Annotated in this window: 17 protein-coding genes; 7 read left to right on the top strand and 10 right to left on the bottom strand. The window is 67.9% G+C overall.

Annotated elements, in window-relative coordinates; genetic code table 11:
* Nucleotides 1-40: 40 nt before the first annotated feature.
* The gene (locus tag AB0J95_RS01335; protein WP_364750682.1) at nt 41-1,186 is read right to left on the bottom strand and encodes an acyl-CoA dehydrogenase family protein; all 1,146 of its coding nucleotides are present in this window, start codon (nt 1,184-1,186) and stop codon (nt 41-43) included.
* Between the two features lie 67 nt (nt 1,187-1,253).
* Here AB0J95_RS01335 and AB0J95_RS01330 point away from each other — a divergent pair, with 67 nt between their 5' ends.
* From AB0J95_RS01330 to AB0J95_RS01320, 3 genes are all read left to right on the top strand, one after another.
* Nucleotides 1,254-2,156, top strand: a complete 903-nt coding sequence (locus AB0J95_RS01330; RefSeq protein ID WP_364750679.1) for a carbohydrate kinase — start codon at nt 1,254-1,256, stop codon at nt 2,154-2,156.
* Nucleotides 2,157-2,361: 205 nt separating this feature from the next.
* Complete coding sequence (locus tag AB0J95_RS01325; RefSeq protein WP_364750676.1) at nt 2,362-3,678, top strand: citrate synthase; 1,317 nt, start codon at nt 2,362-2,364, stop codon at nt 3,676-3,678.
* 64 nt (nt 3,679-3,742) lie between these two features.
* Nucleotides 3,743-5,035 carry a deoxyribodipyrimidine photo-lyase gene (locus tag AB0J95_RS01320; RefSeq protein ID WP_364750673.1) on the top strand — a complete coding sequence of 431 codons (1,293 nt, stop codon included), beginning with the start codon at nt 3,743-3,745 and terminating at the stop codon, nt 5,033-5,035.
* Nucleotides 5,036-5,148: 113 nt separating this feature from the next.
* Here AB0J95_RS01320 and AB0J95_RS01315 read toward each other — a convergent pair whose 3' ends face one another.
* Entirely contained in the window at nt 5,149-6,348 is a 1,200-nt protein-coding gene (locus AB0J95_RS01315; RefSeq protein ID WP_364750670.1) for an ABC transporter permease, read from the bottom strand.
* The gene (locus tag AB0J95_RS01310) at nt 6,345-7,256 is read right to left on the bottom strand and encodes an ATP-binding cassette domain-containing protein (RefSeq protein WP_364750668.1); all 912 of its coding nucleotides are present in this window, start codon (nt 7,254-7,256) and stop codon (nt 6,345-6,347) included. The genes AB0J95_RS01315 and AB0J95_RS01310 overlap by 4 nt, the downstream gene beginning before the upstream one ends.
* Before the next feature lie 126 nt (nt 7,257-7,382).
* Between AB0J95_RS01310 and AB0J95_RS01305 the strand changes: the two genes are divergently transcribed.
* From AB0J95_RS01305 to AB0J95_RS01295, 3 genes are read left to right on the top strand one after another with little or no spacing between them, the layout of a single operon-like run.
* The gene (locus tag AB0J95_RS01305) at nt 7,383-7,835 is read left to right on the top strand and encodes a YbaB/EbfC family nucleoid-associated protein (RefSeq protein ID WP_364750665.1); all 453 of its coding nucleotides are present in this window, start codon (nt 7,383-7,385) and stop codon (nt 7,833-7,835) included.
* 12 nt (nt 7,836-7,847) lie between these two features.
* Nucleotides 7,848-8,162, top strand: a complete 315-nt coding sequence (locus AB0J95_RS01300) for a type VII secretion target (RefSeq protein WP_364750664.1) — start codon at nt 7,848-7,850, stop codon at nt 8,160-8,162.
* Nucleotides 8,159-8,926, top strand: a complete 768-nt coding sequence (locus AB0J95_RS01295) for a hypothetical protein (RefSeq protein WP_364750661.1) — start codon at nt 8,159-8,161, stop codon at nt 8,924-8,926. The genes AB0J95_RS01300 and AB0J95_RS01295 overlap by 4 nt, the downstream gene beginning before the upstream one ends.
* Here the strand turns inward: AB0J95_RS01295 and AB0J95_RS01290 are convergent.
* Nucleotides 8,868-10,355, bottom strand: coding sequence for a glycerol-3-phosphate dehydrogenase/oxidase (locus AB0J95_RS01290; RefSeq protein ID WP_364750658.1), 1,488 nt, complete (start codon nt 10,353-10,355; stop codon nt 8,868-8,870). The two genes, AB0J95_RS01295 and AB0J95_RS01290, sit on opposite strands and share 59 nt — an antisense overlap.
* Nucleotides 10,352-10,936 carry a TetR/AcrR family transcriptional regulator gene (locus AB0J95_RS01285; RefSeq protein ID WP_364750655.1) on the bottom strand — a complete coding sequence of 195 codons (585 nt, stop codon included), beginning with the start codon at nt 10,934-10,936 and terminating at the stop codon, nt 10,352-10,354. The genes AB0J95_RS01290 and AB0J95_RS01285 overlap by 4 nt, the downstream gene beginning before the upstream one ends.
* A 16-nt stretch (nt 10,937-10,952) precedes the next feature.
* On the opposite strand from AB0J95_RS01285, the gene AB0J95_RS01280 reads away from it, so the two are divergent.
* Nucleotides 10,953-12,542 carry an FAD-binding oxidoreductase gene (locus AB0J95_RS01280; RefSeq protein WP_364750653.1) on the top strand — a complete coding sequence of 530 codons (1,590 nt, stop codon included), beginning with the start codon at nt 10,953-10,955 and terminating at the stop codon, nt 12,540-12,542.
* Between the two features lie 109 nt (nt 12,543-12,651).
* On the opposite strand, the gene AB0J95_RS01275 is transcribed toward AB0J95_RS01280, so the two are convergent.
* From AB0J95_RS01275 to AB0J95_RS01255, 5 genes are all read right to left on the bottom strand, one after another.
* Complete coding sequence (locus tag AB0J95_RS01275) at nt 12,652-13,509, bottom strand: hypothetical protein (RefSeq protein ID WP_364750651.1); 858 nt, start codon at nt 13,507-13,509, stop codon at nt 12,652-12,654.
* Between the two features lie 30 nt (nt 13,510-13,539).
* Nucleotides 13,540-13,938 carry a hypothetical protein gene (locus AB0J95_RS01270; protein ID WP_364750649.1) on the bottom strand — a complete coding sequence of 133 codons (399 nt, stop codon included), beginning with the start codon at nt 13,936-13,938 and terminating at the stop codon, nt 13,540-13,542.
* A 54-nt stretch (nt 13,939-13,992) separates the two neighbouring features.
* Nucleotides 13,993-14,625: a DUF4232 domain-containing protein gene (locus AB0J95_RS01265; RefSeq protein WP_364750646.1), complete on the bottom strand. Its 633-nt coding sequence runs from the start codon at nt 14,623-14,625 to the stop codon at nt 13,993-13,995.
* Between the two features lie 83 nt (nt 14,626-14,708).
* Nucleotides 14,709-15,683, bottom strand: coding sequence for a gamma-glutamylcyclotransferase (locus AB0J95_RS01260; RefSeq protein WP_364750644.1), 975 nt, complete (start codon nt 15,681-15,683; stop codon nt 14,709-14,711).
* On the bottom strand, nt 15,680-16,057 hold the full coding sequence (locus AB0J95_RS01255; RefSeq protein WP_364750641.1) for a helix-turn-helix domain-containing protein: 378 nt from the start codon (nt 16,055-16,057) through the stop codon (nt 15,680-15,682). The genes AB0J95_RS01260 and AB0J95_RS01255 overlap by 4 nt, the downstream gene beginning before the upstream one ends.
* Between the last annotated feature and the right edge of the window lie 15 nt (nt 16,058-16,072).

The following is a 16,072-nucleotide window of genomic DNA, read 5'->3' as shown; positions in this document are numbered from 1 at the left end:
AAGCCGGGAAGGCGCCGCCCCCAAGGACGGCGCCCCGGAACTACGCGTTCTTGAGTTCGCGGGCGATGACCATTCGCTGGATCTGGTTCGTGCCTTCGAAGATCTGCGGCACCTTGGCCTCGCGCATGTACCGCTCCACCGGGAAGTCCTTGGTGTAACCGGCCCCGCCCAAAGCCTGCACCGCGTCCGTCGTCACCTTCATCGCCGCGTCTGTCGCCACGAGCTTCGCGATCGACGCCTGGCGCTTGAAAGGCAGCCCGCGGTCGCGCCGGCGCGCCGCATCGAGGTACGTCGCCCGAGCGGAGTCCACGGCCGAGGCCATGTCCGCCAGCAGGAACTCCATGCCCTGGAAGTCGATCACCGGACGCCCGAACTGGGTGCGCTGCTTGGTGTACGCCACGGCTTCGTCCAACGCCGCCTGCGCCAGGCCGACCGCGCACGCAGCGATGCCGAGCCGGCCGGAGTTCAACGCGGTCAACGCGAGCTTGAGCCCGTCGCCCTCCGCGCCCACCAGCCGGGTCGCGGGCACCCGGGCGCCGTCGAAGATCATCTGCGCGGTGGTCGACCCGGTCATGCCCATCTTGCGTTCGGGCGCGCCCGCCGACAGCCCGGGGGTGTCCGCCGGAACCAGCAGGCAGCTGATACCGCGGCTGCCGTCAGGGGAGGTGCGGACCATGGTCGTGTAGAAGTCCGCCTCGCCACCGTGGGTGATCCACGCCTTCGTCCCGGTGATCACGTAGTCGGCGCCGTCCAGCACCGCGCGGGTGGACAGCGCGGCCGCGTCCGACCCGGCGTTGGTCTCGGACAGCGCGTACGCCCCGAGCAGGTCGCCGCCCAGCATGTCCGGCAGCCAGGTCGACCGCTGCTCATCGGTGCCGTGGTTGGCCAGGGCGTAGCAGGACATGGTGTGGACAGAAAGGCCGACGCCGATGGTCAGCCAGGCCGCCGCGATCTCCTCCAGCGCCTGCAGGTACACCTCGTAGCTCAGGCCCCCGCCGCCGTACTCCTCGGGATAAGGCAGTCCCAGCAGGCCGCTTCGGCCAAGCAGGCGGAACTGTTCGCGCGGGAAGCGCTCCTTCTCCTCGTACTCGGCGGCCAGCGGCTTCAGTTCATCAGTGGCGATCTCCCGGACCAGAGCGATGAGGTCCTCAGCTTCGGTGTCCGGGAGCAAACGTTCGACTGCCATCGCGGGTTCTCCGTTATAAACAGTGCATTGGACCTGCTCACACTACTAGCCGGGGTAGGTTGTGCCGGTGATCGTTGTCGGTGGTGAGGCCCTGGTCGACCTGGTGCCCTCGAAGAGCGAACCTGGCGCGTTGCTGCCTCGGCTGGGCGGTGGTCCCTACAACGTGGCCGTGGCGGCCGGTCGGCTCGGCGTGCCCACCGCGTTCCTGTCCCGGATCTCGGCCGACGAGTTCGGTGAGGCATTGGTCCAGCGGCTGCGAGAGTCCAATGTGGACACAAGGTGGCTGCAGCGCGGTCCCGAGCCGACGACGCTCGCGCTGACCAGTGTGGCGGCGGACGGCTCGGCGAAGTACACCTTCTACGTCGAGGGCACCGCGGACCGGCTGTTCGAGGTGCCCGCCGAGCTGCCCGAGACGACGATCCTCTCGCTGGGTACGTTGTCGCTGGTCCTGGAGCCAGGGGCGAGCGCGTACGAGGAGCTGATGCGCCGCTCGGACGTGCTGACCGTGCTCGACCCGAACATCCGGCCGGTGCTGATCGCCGACCCGGCCGCCTACCGGGCGCGCTTCGCGAGCTGGCTGCCGTACGTGAGCCTGCTGAAGCTGTCCGAGGAGGACGCCGCCTGGATCGCGCAGGGCGACCCGATCGAGGCCGCGCGTGCCTGGCCGGGTCCGGTGGTGCTCACCAGGGGCAGCAATGGGCTCGCTGTTGTCACCGATGCGGGTGAACTTGTCGAAGTCCCCGCGACCGCCGCGACGGTGGTGGACACGATCGGTGCGGGCGACACCGTGCACGGCGCACTGCTCGCTTGGTTGTATACAAAAGACATCCGAACCGTCGAACAATTGCGCGGCCTTGCTGCGAATGACTGGCGGGAGGCATTGAGTTTCGCGGGTGCCGCGGCGGCGATAACGGTGTCGCGGGCTGGTGCCGAGCCGCCCTTTGCGGCCGAGCTGGCCTTGAACAACTGAATCGTTCTGTGAATCGATGTGAGAAGCGTCCCACCAGCCGTGTCCTACGTAACGGCGCACTGGGAGATTCGCCGCCGGAGCACTAGCGTTGGGGGTTGACAGGACCCCAATGGGGCGGTGCTGCGGTGCGGCGAGGAGTTTCGACCGGCACGCACGTGGCCTGATTCGCCAAACACCGCCCAGACCGATCGGGAGAGGGACGTTCATGCCCGACGCGACGACCGCGCCGCAATCCGGTACTCGTACCGTCGCGCTTCACCACGACGGCGGAGAGCTCGAAATGGCGGTAGTACCCGCCACCGAGGGCTCCAACGGCATCGAGCTCGGCAAGCTGCTGGCGAAGACCGGACTGGTCACGCTGGACCCCGGCTTCGTGAACACCGCCGCATGCTCTTCGGAAATCACCTACATCGACGGCGACGCCGGCATTCTGCGCTATCGCGGTTACCCGATCGAGCAGCTGGCCGAGCGCTCCACCTTCATCGAGGTCAGCTACCTGCTGATCTACGGTGAGCTGCCCACCCAGGCCCAGCTCGCCGACTTCACCCAGAAGATCAGCCGGCACACGCTGCTGCACGAGGACCTCAAGCGGTTCTTCGACGGCTTCCCGCGGGACGCGCACCCGATGCCGGTGCTGTCCTCCGCGGTCTCCGCGCTGGGCACGTTCTACCCGGAGACGCTCCGGCCGGTCACCGACGAGCTGACCGAGATCTCCACCATCCGCCTGCTGGCCAAGCTGCCCACCATCGCGGCCTACGCCTACAAGAAGTCGGTGGGCCAGCCGTTCCTCTACCCGGACAACTCGCTGGGCCTGGTGGAGAACTTCCTGCGGATGACCTTCGGCTTCCCGGCCGAGCCCTACGACGTGGACCCGGACCTGGCCCGCGCGCTGGACCTGCTGTTCATCCTGCACGCCGACCACGAGCAGAACTGCTCCACCTCGACCGTGCGGCTGGTCGGCTCGTCCGAGGCCAACCTGTTCGCGTCCATCTCCGCGGGCATCAACGCCCTGTTCGGCCCGCTGCACGGCGGCGCGAACAGCGCGGTGCTGGACATGCTGGAGGGCATCCGGGACTCCGGCGGCGACGTCGACTCCTTCGTCAAGAAGGTGAAGAACAAGGAGGACGGCGTCAAACTGATGGGCTTCGGCCACCGGGTCTACAAGAACTACGACCCGCGCGCCGCGATCATCAAGAAGACCGCCGACGAGATCCTCGGCAAGCTGGGCGGCGACGACAGCCTGCTGGACATCGCCAAGCAGCTGGAGGAGCACGCGCTCGCCGACGACTACTTCGTCCAGCGCAAGCTGTACCCGAACGTGGACTTCTACACGGGCCTGATCTACCGGGCGATGGGCTTCCCGACGAAGTTCTTCACCGTGCTGTTCGCCATCGGCCGGCTGCCCGGCTGGATCGCGCACTGGCGCGAGATGACCCACGACCCGGCCACCAAGATCGGCCGCCCGCGCCAGGTCTACATCGGACCGAAGGAGCGCGACTACGTCCCGATGGACGGTCGCTGAGCCATCGCTGCCGCTGAGGGGTGCGTGTCCGGCACGCGTGCCCCTCAGGCGGTAGCGTCCGGGGATGGTCTCCGTCGTCTGGTTCCGGCGCGACCTGCGAACCAGGGACCTCCCCACGCTGCTGTCCGCGGATCCCCAGGCGCTCGGTCTGTTCGTGCTCGACAAGCGCCTCACCGAACCGGCGGGCGCGCCCAGACTGGCGTTCCTGTACCGGTGCCTGCGGGAGCTGAACGAGCAGTTGGACGACCGGTTGCTCGTCGTCCAAGGTGATCCGGTCGCACTGGTGCCGCGGATCGCCGCACAGGTCGGGGCCTCCAGCGTGCACGTGTCCGCGGATGCCGGTCCCTACGGCCGTTCCCGGGACGCCGACGTCGAGAAGGCGTTGGGGGACATCGACTTCGTCCGCTCCGGCTCGCCATACGCCGTCGCACCCGGACGGGTGACAAAACCGGACGGCACCCCGTACAAGGTCTTCACCCCATTCTCCCGCGCCTGGGCCGACCACGGCTGGCGCAAACCCGCGGACACCAACGCGTCCACTGTGGACTGGATCGCCCCACACCGGAAGAGCCACATCCCCGCGGACCCTTTCTCTTGTGACCTCCCCGCGGCGGGCGAACAGGCCGCCCTCCACGCCTGGGCAGCCTTCCGTGACGAGCGCCTGGCCACCTACCCGGACCTCCGCGACCGCCCCGACAAACCAGGCACCAGCTGGATGTCCCCCTACCTCAGATGGGGCTGCATCCACCCCCGCACAATGCTCGCGGACCTCAAACCCGGCGCCTACCGCACCGAGTTGGCCTGGCGCGAGTTCTACGCGGATGTGTTGTGGCACAACCCATCAAGCGCCCGGGAGAACCTGGACCGCAAGTTCGACAAGATCGAACTGGACCACGACCAGGACACCTTCGACCTCTGGTGCCAAGGAAAGACGGGCTACCCCATCGTCGACGCGGGCATGCGCCAACTCCAGGCCACCGGCTGGATGCACAACAGAGTGCGCATGATCGTCGCGAGCTTCCTCGTCAAGGACCTCCACCTCCCCTGGTGGTGGGGCGCCCGGCACTTCATGAAACACCTCGTCGACGGCGACCTCGCATCCAACCAACACGGCTGGCAATGGGTCGCAGGCACCGGCACCGACGCAGCCCCCTACTTCCGCGTCTTCAACCCCACCACCCAAGGCGAGAAGTTCGACCCCGACGGGGACTACGTGCGCCGCTGGGTTCCCGAACTCCGTGACCTCCCCGGCAAGAAAGCCCACCGCCCCTGGGACCACGGCTTCGCCCCGCCGATCGTCGACCACGCCGACGAACGCGAAGTAGCCCTCGCCCGCTACAACGCCATCAAGGCTTAGGGACCCGGGCCTCGGGGCTCGCGGAGCCCTGCCCGCTGTTTCCCGGCCCGTGTGCCGCAGGGGCCGGGAAACCAAGTCGAACCACCCCAGCCCACATCAAGGCGCCGCCCCACTCAAGCAGCCCGGAAAGCGTCCTTCAACTTCACCCGGCTCCCCGTCCGCAACACGGCATTGCGATAAATCCGCCCCCCAACCCAAGCCACCAAAGCAATCCCGCCCAGCGTCAACACGATCGCCAAAACCTGCAACCAGATCGAAGCCACCCCGAGGGCAGTCAACCCAGGCATCAAGATGGGCGCAAACGGAGGCAGCACAGCCATAACGGTCGTCAACGTCCCAGAATCATTGCTCACCAACAGGTTGATACTGAAGATGAACCCGATCACGATGACGAGCGTCACGGGAGTCAACACCCCCTGAGCATCCTCCTGCCGCGAAACCAGCGACCCAACAGCAGCGAAGATGGTGGCATAAAAGAAGAACCCAAGCAGATACCACAGCAACCCCATCAGCACACCACCAACAGCAGCCCCAGACACAGTCAACGCACCAGTAGCAAGCCCCGCGATGAGACCCACGCACGCAATCGCAGCGAACTGGATCAACCCAACCAGCCCAAGCCCCAACACCTTCCCGCCAAGCAACTGCCAAGGCCGGACGGTAGCCAGCAGGATCTCGACCACCCGGCTGGACTTCTCCTCGATCACGCCCTGCGCCACGGTCTGCCCGTAGATCATCAAAGCCATGTACAGCAGGAAAGCCACCACAAGCCCGATCGCGAGCCGCTGACCGTCGTCGCCACTTCGCGGCTCCAGCTGCGTCAGGGTGATGTGGCTCTGCTCGGCGGTTGCCAGGATCTGCTTGGCGTCCAGGTCGTTCGCCGCCAGTTGCGAGGTCAGAACCTGTTGGCGCATCAGGCCGTTCAACACGCTCTGCAACTCGGGCGCGAGCTTGTCCTTGACCTGCACCTGAAGCGCGCCCACCGGCCCGGTGACGAACGCATCCAGATCCCCGTTGCGTACCTGCGCCTCGCCCGAGTCCTGGTCGTTCACGTCCGAGATGGTGACTTCCAGTCCCAGCGCCTTGGATGCCTGGACGATCTGGGTGCTCAACGCGGTCGCCTGGCCGCTCAGGCCGACCTTGGCCTTGGCCTCGCCGCCGAACGATCCGCCCTGCAGCAGCAGGAACCCGCCCAGCACGACGATCGAGATCACCGTGCTGACCAGGAATGCGCGGGTGCGCAGCCGGGTGTTCAGCTCGCGGCCGGCCACCAGCAGCACGGCCTGGACGGGCTTCAGTTCGGTGGTGCTCAACGGACGCCCTCCTCGGTCACCACGTTGCGGAACAGTTCGGTCAGCGCGGGGCGGCGCCTGCTGAACTCGTGCACCGGCCCGGTGGCCAGTGCTGCCTTCAGCACCGCCTGGTCGTCCACATCGTCGCCTGCGCGCAGCACGGTTCGGCCGTCCTCTTCGGACACAACGGAAACGCCCGGGATGCCCGCGGCCCATCCGGGTGGGGCCTGGGGTGCGTGCACGATCAGGTCCGCCGGGGCACCGGCCCGCAGCTCGTCGACCGTTCCACAAGCGACCATCCGGCCCTTGTCGACGATCCCGACCCGGTCGCACAACCGTTGCACCAGGTCGAGCTGGTGGCTGGAGAACACCACCGGGATGCCCGCCGCCGTCTTCTCCTTGAGCACCTGGCTCATCACGTCCACCGCCACCGGGTCCAGCCCGGAGAACGGCTCGTCGAGCACCAGCACCGAGGGGTCGTGGATCAGCGCCGCGGCCAGCTGCACGCGTTGCTGGTTGCCCAGGCTGAGCTTCTGCACCTCGTCCTCGCGCCGGGCCTTGAGGCCCAGCCGGGCGATCCAGTCCTCCGCGGACCGGTGCGCCTCGTTCACCGATAACCCGTGCAGCCGGGCCAGATAGACCAGCTGGTCGAGCACCTTCATCTTCGGGTAGAGGCCGCGTTCCTCAGGCATGTAACCGAACCTGCGGCGGGTGCTGAGCGTGATCGGCTCGCCTGCCCAGCGCACCTCGCCGGAGTCGGCGGCCAGCACACCCAGGGCTATCCGCATGGTGGTCGTCTTGCCCGCGCCGTTGCTGCCGACGAACCCGAACAATTCACCCGGCCGCACCTCGAATGTCATGTCCGACAGGGCGACGACATCGCCATAGCGCTTGGAGACGTTGTCGATCTCCAGTCCCGCCTGAGGCACCATCGATCCTTCCTCGCTGGACGTGTCTGCCACGAGTATCCAGGCTGGTCTGTGAACTCCGCGCAGTGGAGGTCTCGACTCGGTCACTTTGGCACGAAATGCCGGTGGCGCGGATATGTTCGAGCAATGATCCAGGACGGACCATCGGTCAACCCGGAGCAGCTGCTGGCCCGGTACGGCGAGACGCTGAAACAGGCCGCGGCCAGCGCGGAACGAACCGACCAGGCGCTGCGTCAGATCGGTGGCGAGGCCAGCTCGCCAGACGGTCTGGTGACCGTGCGGGTCAACGCCAGCGGCGCGACCACGGGGCTGGAGCTGCGGGCGGGTGCCCGCGGCATGGACCCCGAGGAACTCGCCCGGCTGATCCTGCGCACGACCCAGCAGGCCCAGGGTGACGTCGGCACGAAGGTGGTCGAGACCATGCGGGAGTTCATGGGCGAGGGTGAGGGGCTCGAGTTCGTCAAGAGCCACCTGCCGCGGCCCGTGCCCGTGGCCGAGGAGGCACCTCCGGCGCCGCAACGGCGGGACACCAGGGCCGATGACGACTACTTCGACAACCCGCCCGACGTGATCAGCTAAGCAAGGGGTGCCATGTCCGGTTCGTTCGATGTGGAGATCGACAAGCTGTTGGCGCACGCCGACCATGTCCTCAAGCTGGCCAACGACGCGCGCAACGCGGCGGCCACGGCGCAGGCGGCGCTCAGCGGCGACTCGTTCGGCGTCATAGGCCAGTTCCTGGCCATGCTGCTGCTGCAGGCCACCGGGGAGGCCAAACAGGGCCTGGAGAAGGCCGCCCAGACGGTCTCCGAGGTCAACACCGGCCTGCGGACCACCGCGCGGGCCTACCAGACCACCGACACCCGGCACGCGTCCTTCCTGCGCGCCATCCAGAGGGAGGCCGAGTGACCACCACAGCTGACAAATCGGGCGCCGCCTTACTGGGCGACGTGAAGTCGGCCGTCTCGGCGATCGAGAGCGGCGACTGGATGGGCGCGGCCGGCGGGATCGCCAAGACCGCGCTGGATGTGATCGGGATCTCGGCCGATCCGCTGGCCGCGATCTCGGGCGCCGGATTCGGCTGGGCGGTACAGCACGTTTCGTTCCTCCGGGAGCCGTTCGACATGCTGTTCGGGAACCCGCAGTCGATCACCTCGAACGCCGCCAGCTGGACCAGCGCGGGCGCCCAGCTGACGAACGTGGCCCAGCAGTACCGCGACGCGTCCGTTCGCGAGACGACGACCTGGACCGGCGCGGCCGCCGACGGCTACCGCGCGGTCAGCCAGAACCACGCGAACGGCATCGAGGGGTTCGCACAAGCCAGTCAGGGACTGTCCGCCGCCATGACCGGCGCGGGCCAGCTGGTGGCCGAGATCCGCAAGGTCGTGATGGACCTGATCTCGCAAGCGGTGAACAAGATCATCATGCAGATCATCCAGGCGCTGGCCGCGTCCTGGGCGACCTTCGGCGCCAGCATCGCCACCGCGATCGTGCAGATCGTGCAAACCGCTGTCTCGACCGCGACGAAACTGCTCGGCAAACTCGTCAAGCTGCTGCAGTCCTTGCAGAAGGTCTTTCAGCTGGTGGTCAAGCTGGTGCAGATCTTCAAGACCGTCAAGGCGATGATCGAGCAGTTGGGGAACCAGGCCACAACCGCTCCGGCGAAAGCCTGACTGCTTCGGCGGGGACCAGGCCGATGCGGGTACGGCGGTGCAGGATGTCGTCGGCGTCCAGTGCGCCCTCGTGCTCGATCGCCCAGGCCACCTCGGCCGCGGTGAGCTGCGGATGGAGCTGCTCGGGGTCGCCCTTGGCGACCTCGGCGGCTTCCGTCCCGTACTTGGCCACGAGCCGAGCGGGAGCGTTGATCCTGGCGAGTTCCTGCCGGGACGCGGCGCCGACGAGCGGAAGGCCCTTGGTACGGCTGGGAGCCGACGCCAGACCGGTGGCGTCGACGGCGTCCTCGGCCATCCGCCGGTAGGTGGTGAGCTTGCCGCCGACGACCGTGAGAACGCCGTTGGGCGCGGTGAGAACGGCGTGTTTGCGGGACAGGTCCGCGCTCGAACCTTCCGCGTCGAGCAACGGGCGCAGACCCGCATACGAGCCAAGGACGTCCGCGCGACTGAGTTTCCGTGCCAGCACAGAGGAAGCGACCTCCAACAGGAAGTCCACATCGGACTCGGGTGCGGTTGGCACGTCCTCGATCTCGTCGACGGGTTCGTCGGTGAGGCCGATGTACACGCGACCGTCGAGCTGCGGCAGGACGATGACGAACCGGCTGCGCTCACCGGGAATCGGTACGGTCAAAGCGGTGTCGGTGAACCCCGTGCCGTCGATCACCACATGTGAGCCCCGAGAAGGCCGGAGTTTCACCGACGGCACAAGCTTTCCGGCCCAGACGCCGGTCGCGTTGATCACCCGGCGGGCGCGGATCTCGAACTCCTGGTTCGCCAGTGTGTCCAGAATCCTTGCGCTGGTGCGATCGACGTCGATTGCCCTGGCACGCGTGATGATCCGGGCGCCGAGGCCCGCGGCGGTCCGGGCCAGCGCGACGACAAACCTTGCGTCGTCAACGAGTTGACCGTCGTAGGACAGCAGGCCTCCGCGCAGGCCTTCGCGTTTCAGTCCCGGAGCCAGCGCGAGTGCTTCGGCCGCGGGTATGCGACGGGGACGGGGGAGCAGTGTCGACGGGGTCCGGGCGAACCGCCGGAGCAGGTCGCCGGCGTGCAGGCCGGTCAGGGTGAACGCGGCCTGCCCGCCGGACAGGCTGTCGTGCAACGGAACCAGCTGGGGGAGCGTGCGGGTGAGGTGCGGGGCGGTCCTGGTCATCGCGATCCCGCGCTCGACCGCGCTCTCGTAGGCCAGGCCGACATCGCCGTGCGCGAGGTAGCGCAGGCCGCCGTGGATCAGCTTGCTGGACCAGCGGGACGTGCCGAAGGCCAGGTCATGGGCCTCGACCAGGGTGACGGACAGGCCGCGGGAGGCCGCGTCCAGGGCGACTCCGGCGCCGGTCACCCCACCGCCGACGACAAGCACATCGACGATCTCGTTCGGCAGAGCTTCGATGTCCCGGGCGCGGCGGCGGGCGTTGAGCGAGGTGTTCACCGGACCTCCAAGGCCCTGTCGAGCAGACCGGCCAGCTCGGCCAGCAGGTCTTCACTGTCCACATCGGACGAAGCGGGTCGCAGCGACAGCACGAACGACTGCAGCACGAGCAGCAGCGCGCGAGCCTGCGTGGGCACGTCGCCGGCGCGGATCGAGCCGTCCGCGTGACCGGCCTTCACCTCTTCGCGCAGGTACTCCTCGGCGAACCGCTGGGTGCTGCCCAGGCGCTGCACGATGTACGGCAGCAGCAGTTCCGGCTCGGTGTCGAGGATGCCGCGCATGATCGGGTTCTCGGTGAGCGCGCGGATGCCCGCGATGACCGTGCGCACCAGCCGCTCGCGCGCGGTGGGCGCGTCGACCGGCGTGGTGGTCAGCAGGCCGCCGAACTCCCTGGTCATCAGGGCCGCGATCAGGCTGCGGACATCCGGGAACCGCCGGTAGAGGGTCATCCGGCTGACCTCCGCGCGGCGGGCGACCTCGGTCAGTGTGGTGCGGCTCACCCCGATGGTCAGCACGCAGGCGCGTGCCGCGTCGAGGAGCAGGTCGTCGTCCACGCGATTGGTGTGACGTTGTGACGTCATGTGTCACACTGTACCCATGGCGAACCGGGAAGACCACCTCCTGCGCACCGCATGGACCGCTGACCAGGCCGAACTGCCCGCGCACGCGCTGCGCTGGCTGCAGGCGGAGACCGGCCTGACCGAGGTCGTGACCCACCCGCGCGAGGCCCGCCCGACCGAGTCGACGCTGACCGACAAGGCGCGCGACCTGCTCGCCGAGGTCGTCGGCGACAGCTACGTGCTGACCTCCGACGAGGCGCGGCTGGGGCGCGCGGGCGGGCTGTCGTACCTGGACCTGTTGGCGCGCTACCAGCCTGGGCTGATCCCGGCGCCGGACGCGGTCGTCGTGCCCGCGTCGCCGGATGAGGTCACCGCCGTGCTGCGGGTGTGTGCGGAGTGGGGGATCGCGGTCATTCCGTTCGGCGGTGGGACTTCCGTGGTCGGCGGGGTCGCGGCGATGCGCGGGGACAAGGAGTCCGTGATCGCGCTGGACCTGGTTCGGCTGGACCGGCTGGTTTCGGTGGACCCCGTGTCACATCTGGCCGTGTTCGAGGCGGGGGTGCGGGGGCCGGATGCGGAGAAGGCATTGGCGGAGCACGGGTTCACGCTTGGGCACGTGCCGCAGTCCTTTGAGCGGGCCACTATTGGCGGGTTCGCCGCGACGCGGTCTGCTGGGCAGGCTTCGTCGGGATATGGGCGGTTCGAGGACATGGTCGAGGCGGTTCGGGTCGCTACTCCTCGTGGTGAGTGGCGGCTTGGGGTCGCGCCCGCTTCCGCTGCGGGGCCGGACTTGCGGCAGCTTGTCGTTGGGAGCGAAGGGGTTCTCGGGGTCATCACGGAGGTGACCGTTCGGGTTCGGCCGTTGCCTGAGGTTCGCCGGTATGAAGGCTTTGTGGTGGATGGGTGGGACCGCGGTGTCGCTGTGGTGCGGGAACTCGCGCAGCGCCGCGTGCTTGCCGACATCACCCGTCTGTCCGATATGGACGAGACCCGGGTGTCGTTCTCGTTGGCTGGTGGGCTGAAGACGGCGGCTTTGAAGGGATATCTGAAGGCACGAGGGATCAAGGAGCCGTGCCTGTTGATCCTCGGCTGGGAGGGCCGGGACCGGTCGGCGACCCTCAAGGCGCTGCAGGGCGCCGTGCGGCTGGGGACTCCGTTGGGGGAGGTCTGGCGGCATGGGCGATTCAACGGTCCTCGGCAACGGGATGCGTTGATGGCGATGGGTGTCTGTGTTGAGACCATTGAGACCGCGACGCATTGGTCTTCGCTGAGCCAGTTGCGGTCGGCGGTGCGGGCGGCGTTGACTCGGACTCTGACCGCTGAGGGCCGCAAACCCATTGTGATGTGCCACATTTCGCACGCTTACGAGACCGGGGCCTCGCTGTACTTCACGGCAATTGTGCCGCGTGACCTGCGGGACCCGATGGGGCAGTGGAAGCGGGCGAAGAAGGCCGCCAGCGAGGCGATCGCCAAGCTCGGCACGATCTCCCACCACCACGCCGTCGGCGTCGACCATGCGCCCTACCTGCCCGGCGAAATCGGCGATCTGGGGGTGGAGGTGTTGGCGGCGGCCAAAAAGGTGCTTGACCCCACCGGCATTCTCAACCCCGCCAAACTCCTGTCGTGACGTGAGTGGATCTGCCGGATTTTGTGCGGGGACCCCTGCGGCGCACGGGCAGGCCGAAACGGGGGCAGGTCTGGTGACCTGCCCCGCGGACGAGCTCGGTGTGTGCGGGTCAGCTGGCGGTGGTGGAGGCGTTGGCGGCTTTGCTGGCCTTTCCGCAGGGGTCGGATGGGGACGCCACTTCGTAGTGCATGGTGAACCAGGCGTCCTCGGGGGCCTCCTTGAGCAGGACCATGATCATGCAGCGGTCCTTCTGGTCGGGTTCCTGGTGGCGCATGGCCTCCTTGCCCGCCACGGTCACCGGTTCGCCGTGCACGTGGGTGGTCATCGACTCGATCTCCTGGCTGACCAGGAGGGTGCCCTGGGTGCCGGTCATCTCGCAGTTGATGATCGTCGGCCGGCGGATCGACTTCAGGGTGCCGATCTGCGCGGCGAACTGGTCGGTGGGCTGGCAGGGGTCCTTGTTGTGGAACGGCGACGCGTAGGGGTTCTGCGGTGGGGACTTGAGCTGGGTGTGCACGGCTCTGGCTATCTGTTCGGCCTGGCCGCACTGTTTCTCGAACTCGTAGCCCTCCACCGAGATGCTGATCCCGCTGTCCCCGGCGATCTTCACCGTCACCGCGCAGGACGTGTCCTGGAACCCGTCCACGCCGCCAAGGTCGATCTTCTTCGCACCCTCCTGAACCCGTTCGCCCACATACGCGCGGGCGACGGTCGCGGTCCCGTCGGGGGCGGTGATCGTGGTGACGCAGGTGTGGCTGTTGGCGCCCGCGTACTTCCGGTCCCCGGTCTTGCCCAGCGCGGCCAGCGCGGACTCGTCGAGGATCGCGCAGGCGTCGATGGCACGCATCGACGCCCACTCGTCCGGTGTCGCGGCCGCGGTGCCGCTGGTCTCCGGCTGGTTGTCGGACGAACTACAGCCAGCTATGAGGAGCAGGGCGACAATCACAGAGTGCAGTCGTATCCTCATACACCGTGATGCTACGGCAGTGGTCTATACCTATTCGAGCCTTGATTTCCGGCGCTGACCCGCGCCCAGCCACACAATGCCCAGCAGACCGGTGAAGAACAGGCCCCAGGCGGGGTAGGTGCGGGCGTTGATGGAGTCCTCGCACATGTGCACGTACTGGGCCAGCACGACCTCGTCGGACGGATGGCCGAGGGCCTCGGCGAGCTGCGGGGTCTCGACGCCGCCGAGGATGTTGCCGCAGCTGACCTTCACGGTCTTGGTGGTGTCCAGGGTGGAGACCCGCAGCGGGACCAGCACCAGGACCAGGCCGACGACCAGCGCGGCCACGAACAGGAACGCGACGTACGCGCGCGGCGCGATGGTCACCTTCGCGAGCGGATCCGCCTGGTCAGCGGGCCGCGGAGCGGGTTCGAGGGACGTCTGCGACATGCGCGCAAGCGTCCCTCTTTTTCCCGGCTTGTGGGTAACGAACCGGCGAATTCGCTACTTGTAGTACGCGCTGCCGTCGACCGAGCCGTGCTCACAGACCGAGCCGAAGTCGTACTTGACAGCGAACGGCTGCTTCTCGTCCGGCGGGATCACGTTGATGCCCGCGGAGGCCGGCTCGCACGGTCCGGTGGTCGGCTCGGTGCCGTCCGGCACCGCGCCCCAGTGCAGGTTCTTGGACGCCTTCTGGCCGGGCGCGAGGGTGATCAACGAGGGCTTGGGGTCGAGTGAGCGGCTCAGCTTGGTCGGCTGGTCGGCGCCGCTGGCGTTGGCCAGCGCGAGACCGCCGTAGCCGTAGAGGGTGCAGTTCGCCTTGCCGGTGTTGGTGACGACGAGCTTGGCGTACCGGTTGCCCGCGCCCGCGTCCTGACCGGTGATCTCACCCTTGAGTGTGGCGGCAGTACACCTTGGGGTGGCGTCGCTCTTCACGCTTTCCGGGCGTTCCGCACTGGTCGGCCCGGACTCGCCGGCGCCGTTGCCCGAGTTCGCCGATGTGGCCGGGGCGCTGGGAGTGCTGGTCACCGTGACCGTCTGCGGGGACTGTGCGGTTGGCGAACTGTTGCCACACGCGGCAACCGTGCCCAGTGCAGCGATCGCGGCCCCCGCCAGCAAAAGCCTGTGCCGAACCATGGATCCACCCTTCGAACGTCGTCCCCCAGGGTCCTATCAGGAAAGACGGATGGCCGCCCGGTGGGTTGCGTCCGCTCACCTGGTCAGGCGATCCAGCGATACGCCCAGCACACAGTGGAACCGGAGGTGACCACGCGGACCCGGCGGTACTCCCCGCCTTCATAAGAATCCAAAGTGGCCAGTGCGATGGCCGGATCCCGCAGTGGCAGAACCCATCCGGACACTTCGCCAGCGCCGTTCAATAGACCCGGGTAACCGAACCCGGTGTCGAATACCGTGCCCCTGATCGTCGCCGGGTAGGGCTCGCCGAGCACGTGCGGGGCGACCAGCTCCCATGCGGAGGACCCAGGCCGGAGTGTGCCGTACACGAAAACCCTTGCAGGGAAGTCTTCCGGGCGCGGTGAGCCGTCTACAACGGACACTGACAGCCCGGTTGGCCCAGGGGTGCCCACCAGTTCCCGTGCTGCCGCCTGGTCCACTGTGGCCGCTCGCACGGGTTGTCCGTTTATGTGGAGTGGCAGGCGGATCTGGGCATGGGCGGTGTACGCCAGCGGCGCGTCCCACACCGAACCGTCCTCCAGCGAGACGTGTCCGGTGTGGACTCTGGCGAGGTGGTAGCGGTCACCGCGGCCCTCGCACACGTCCAGCACCTTGACCTGCGCCGCGTCGGCGAACCAGAGGGCGTGCGTCTCGGTGCCGTTCATCGCGGCGAGCGTCACCGGCCGCTGCGTGTCGACGACCCGGAACCCGGACGCCCACACCGCGGCGAGACCCGCGCACTGGGCACGCATCACCGGAACGGGTCCGGTCAGGCCCAGGTTCTCGCGCAACCAGGTGATCTTGCTCGGGTTGGCGTTGGAGCCGTAGGTCAGCACCGGCACACGTTCGGACAACGGAGCCGCCTGGTTGGCGATCAGCCAGTCGTCCAGGTCCTCGCCGTCGACCGTCCAGGCAGGCTCCAGCTCATGCCCCTTGCCGTCGAGGTGGACGTACGAACGGGGCGGGCGCGTCCCGGGGTAAGGCCGATCCGGGTAGTCCGCGTCGGGGAACGTGCTCACGCACGACCCTTGCGCTCGTCGTAGGCCCGCTGGGCGGCAGCGAAGTCCTCCCAGCGCGCCCCGATCAGCTCGAACAGCGCCTGCATCGCCGTCGCGGCCTGAACGCCCAGCTCGGTGAGGCTGTAGTCGACGTGCGGCGGGATCACCGGGTGCACCAGCCGGTGCACCACGCCGTCCCGCTCCAGCGCCTGCAACGTCTGCGACAGCATCTTCTCGCTGACGCCGCCGACCTCGCGGCGAAGCTCGTTGAACCGGTGCGTGCCGCGCAGCAGCACGATCTGCACGAGCACGCCCCAGCGACTGGCCAGGTGCTCCATCACCGCCCGCTGGGGGCAGTTCGGGTCGAACAGGATGACCTGGGCAGTACTTTCCATTTCGCCAGTATAAGT

The organism is Actinocrispum sp. NPDC049592 (genome assembly GCF_040675465.1).
In the GTDB taxonomy this organism is placed as follows: Bacteria; Actinomycetota; Actinomycetes; order Mycobacteriales; family Pseudonocardiaceae; genus Kibdelosporangium.
Note: the sequence above shows the minus strand (reverse complement) of the source record. Positions and strands in the feature narration are given on the sequence as shown.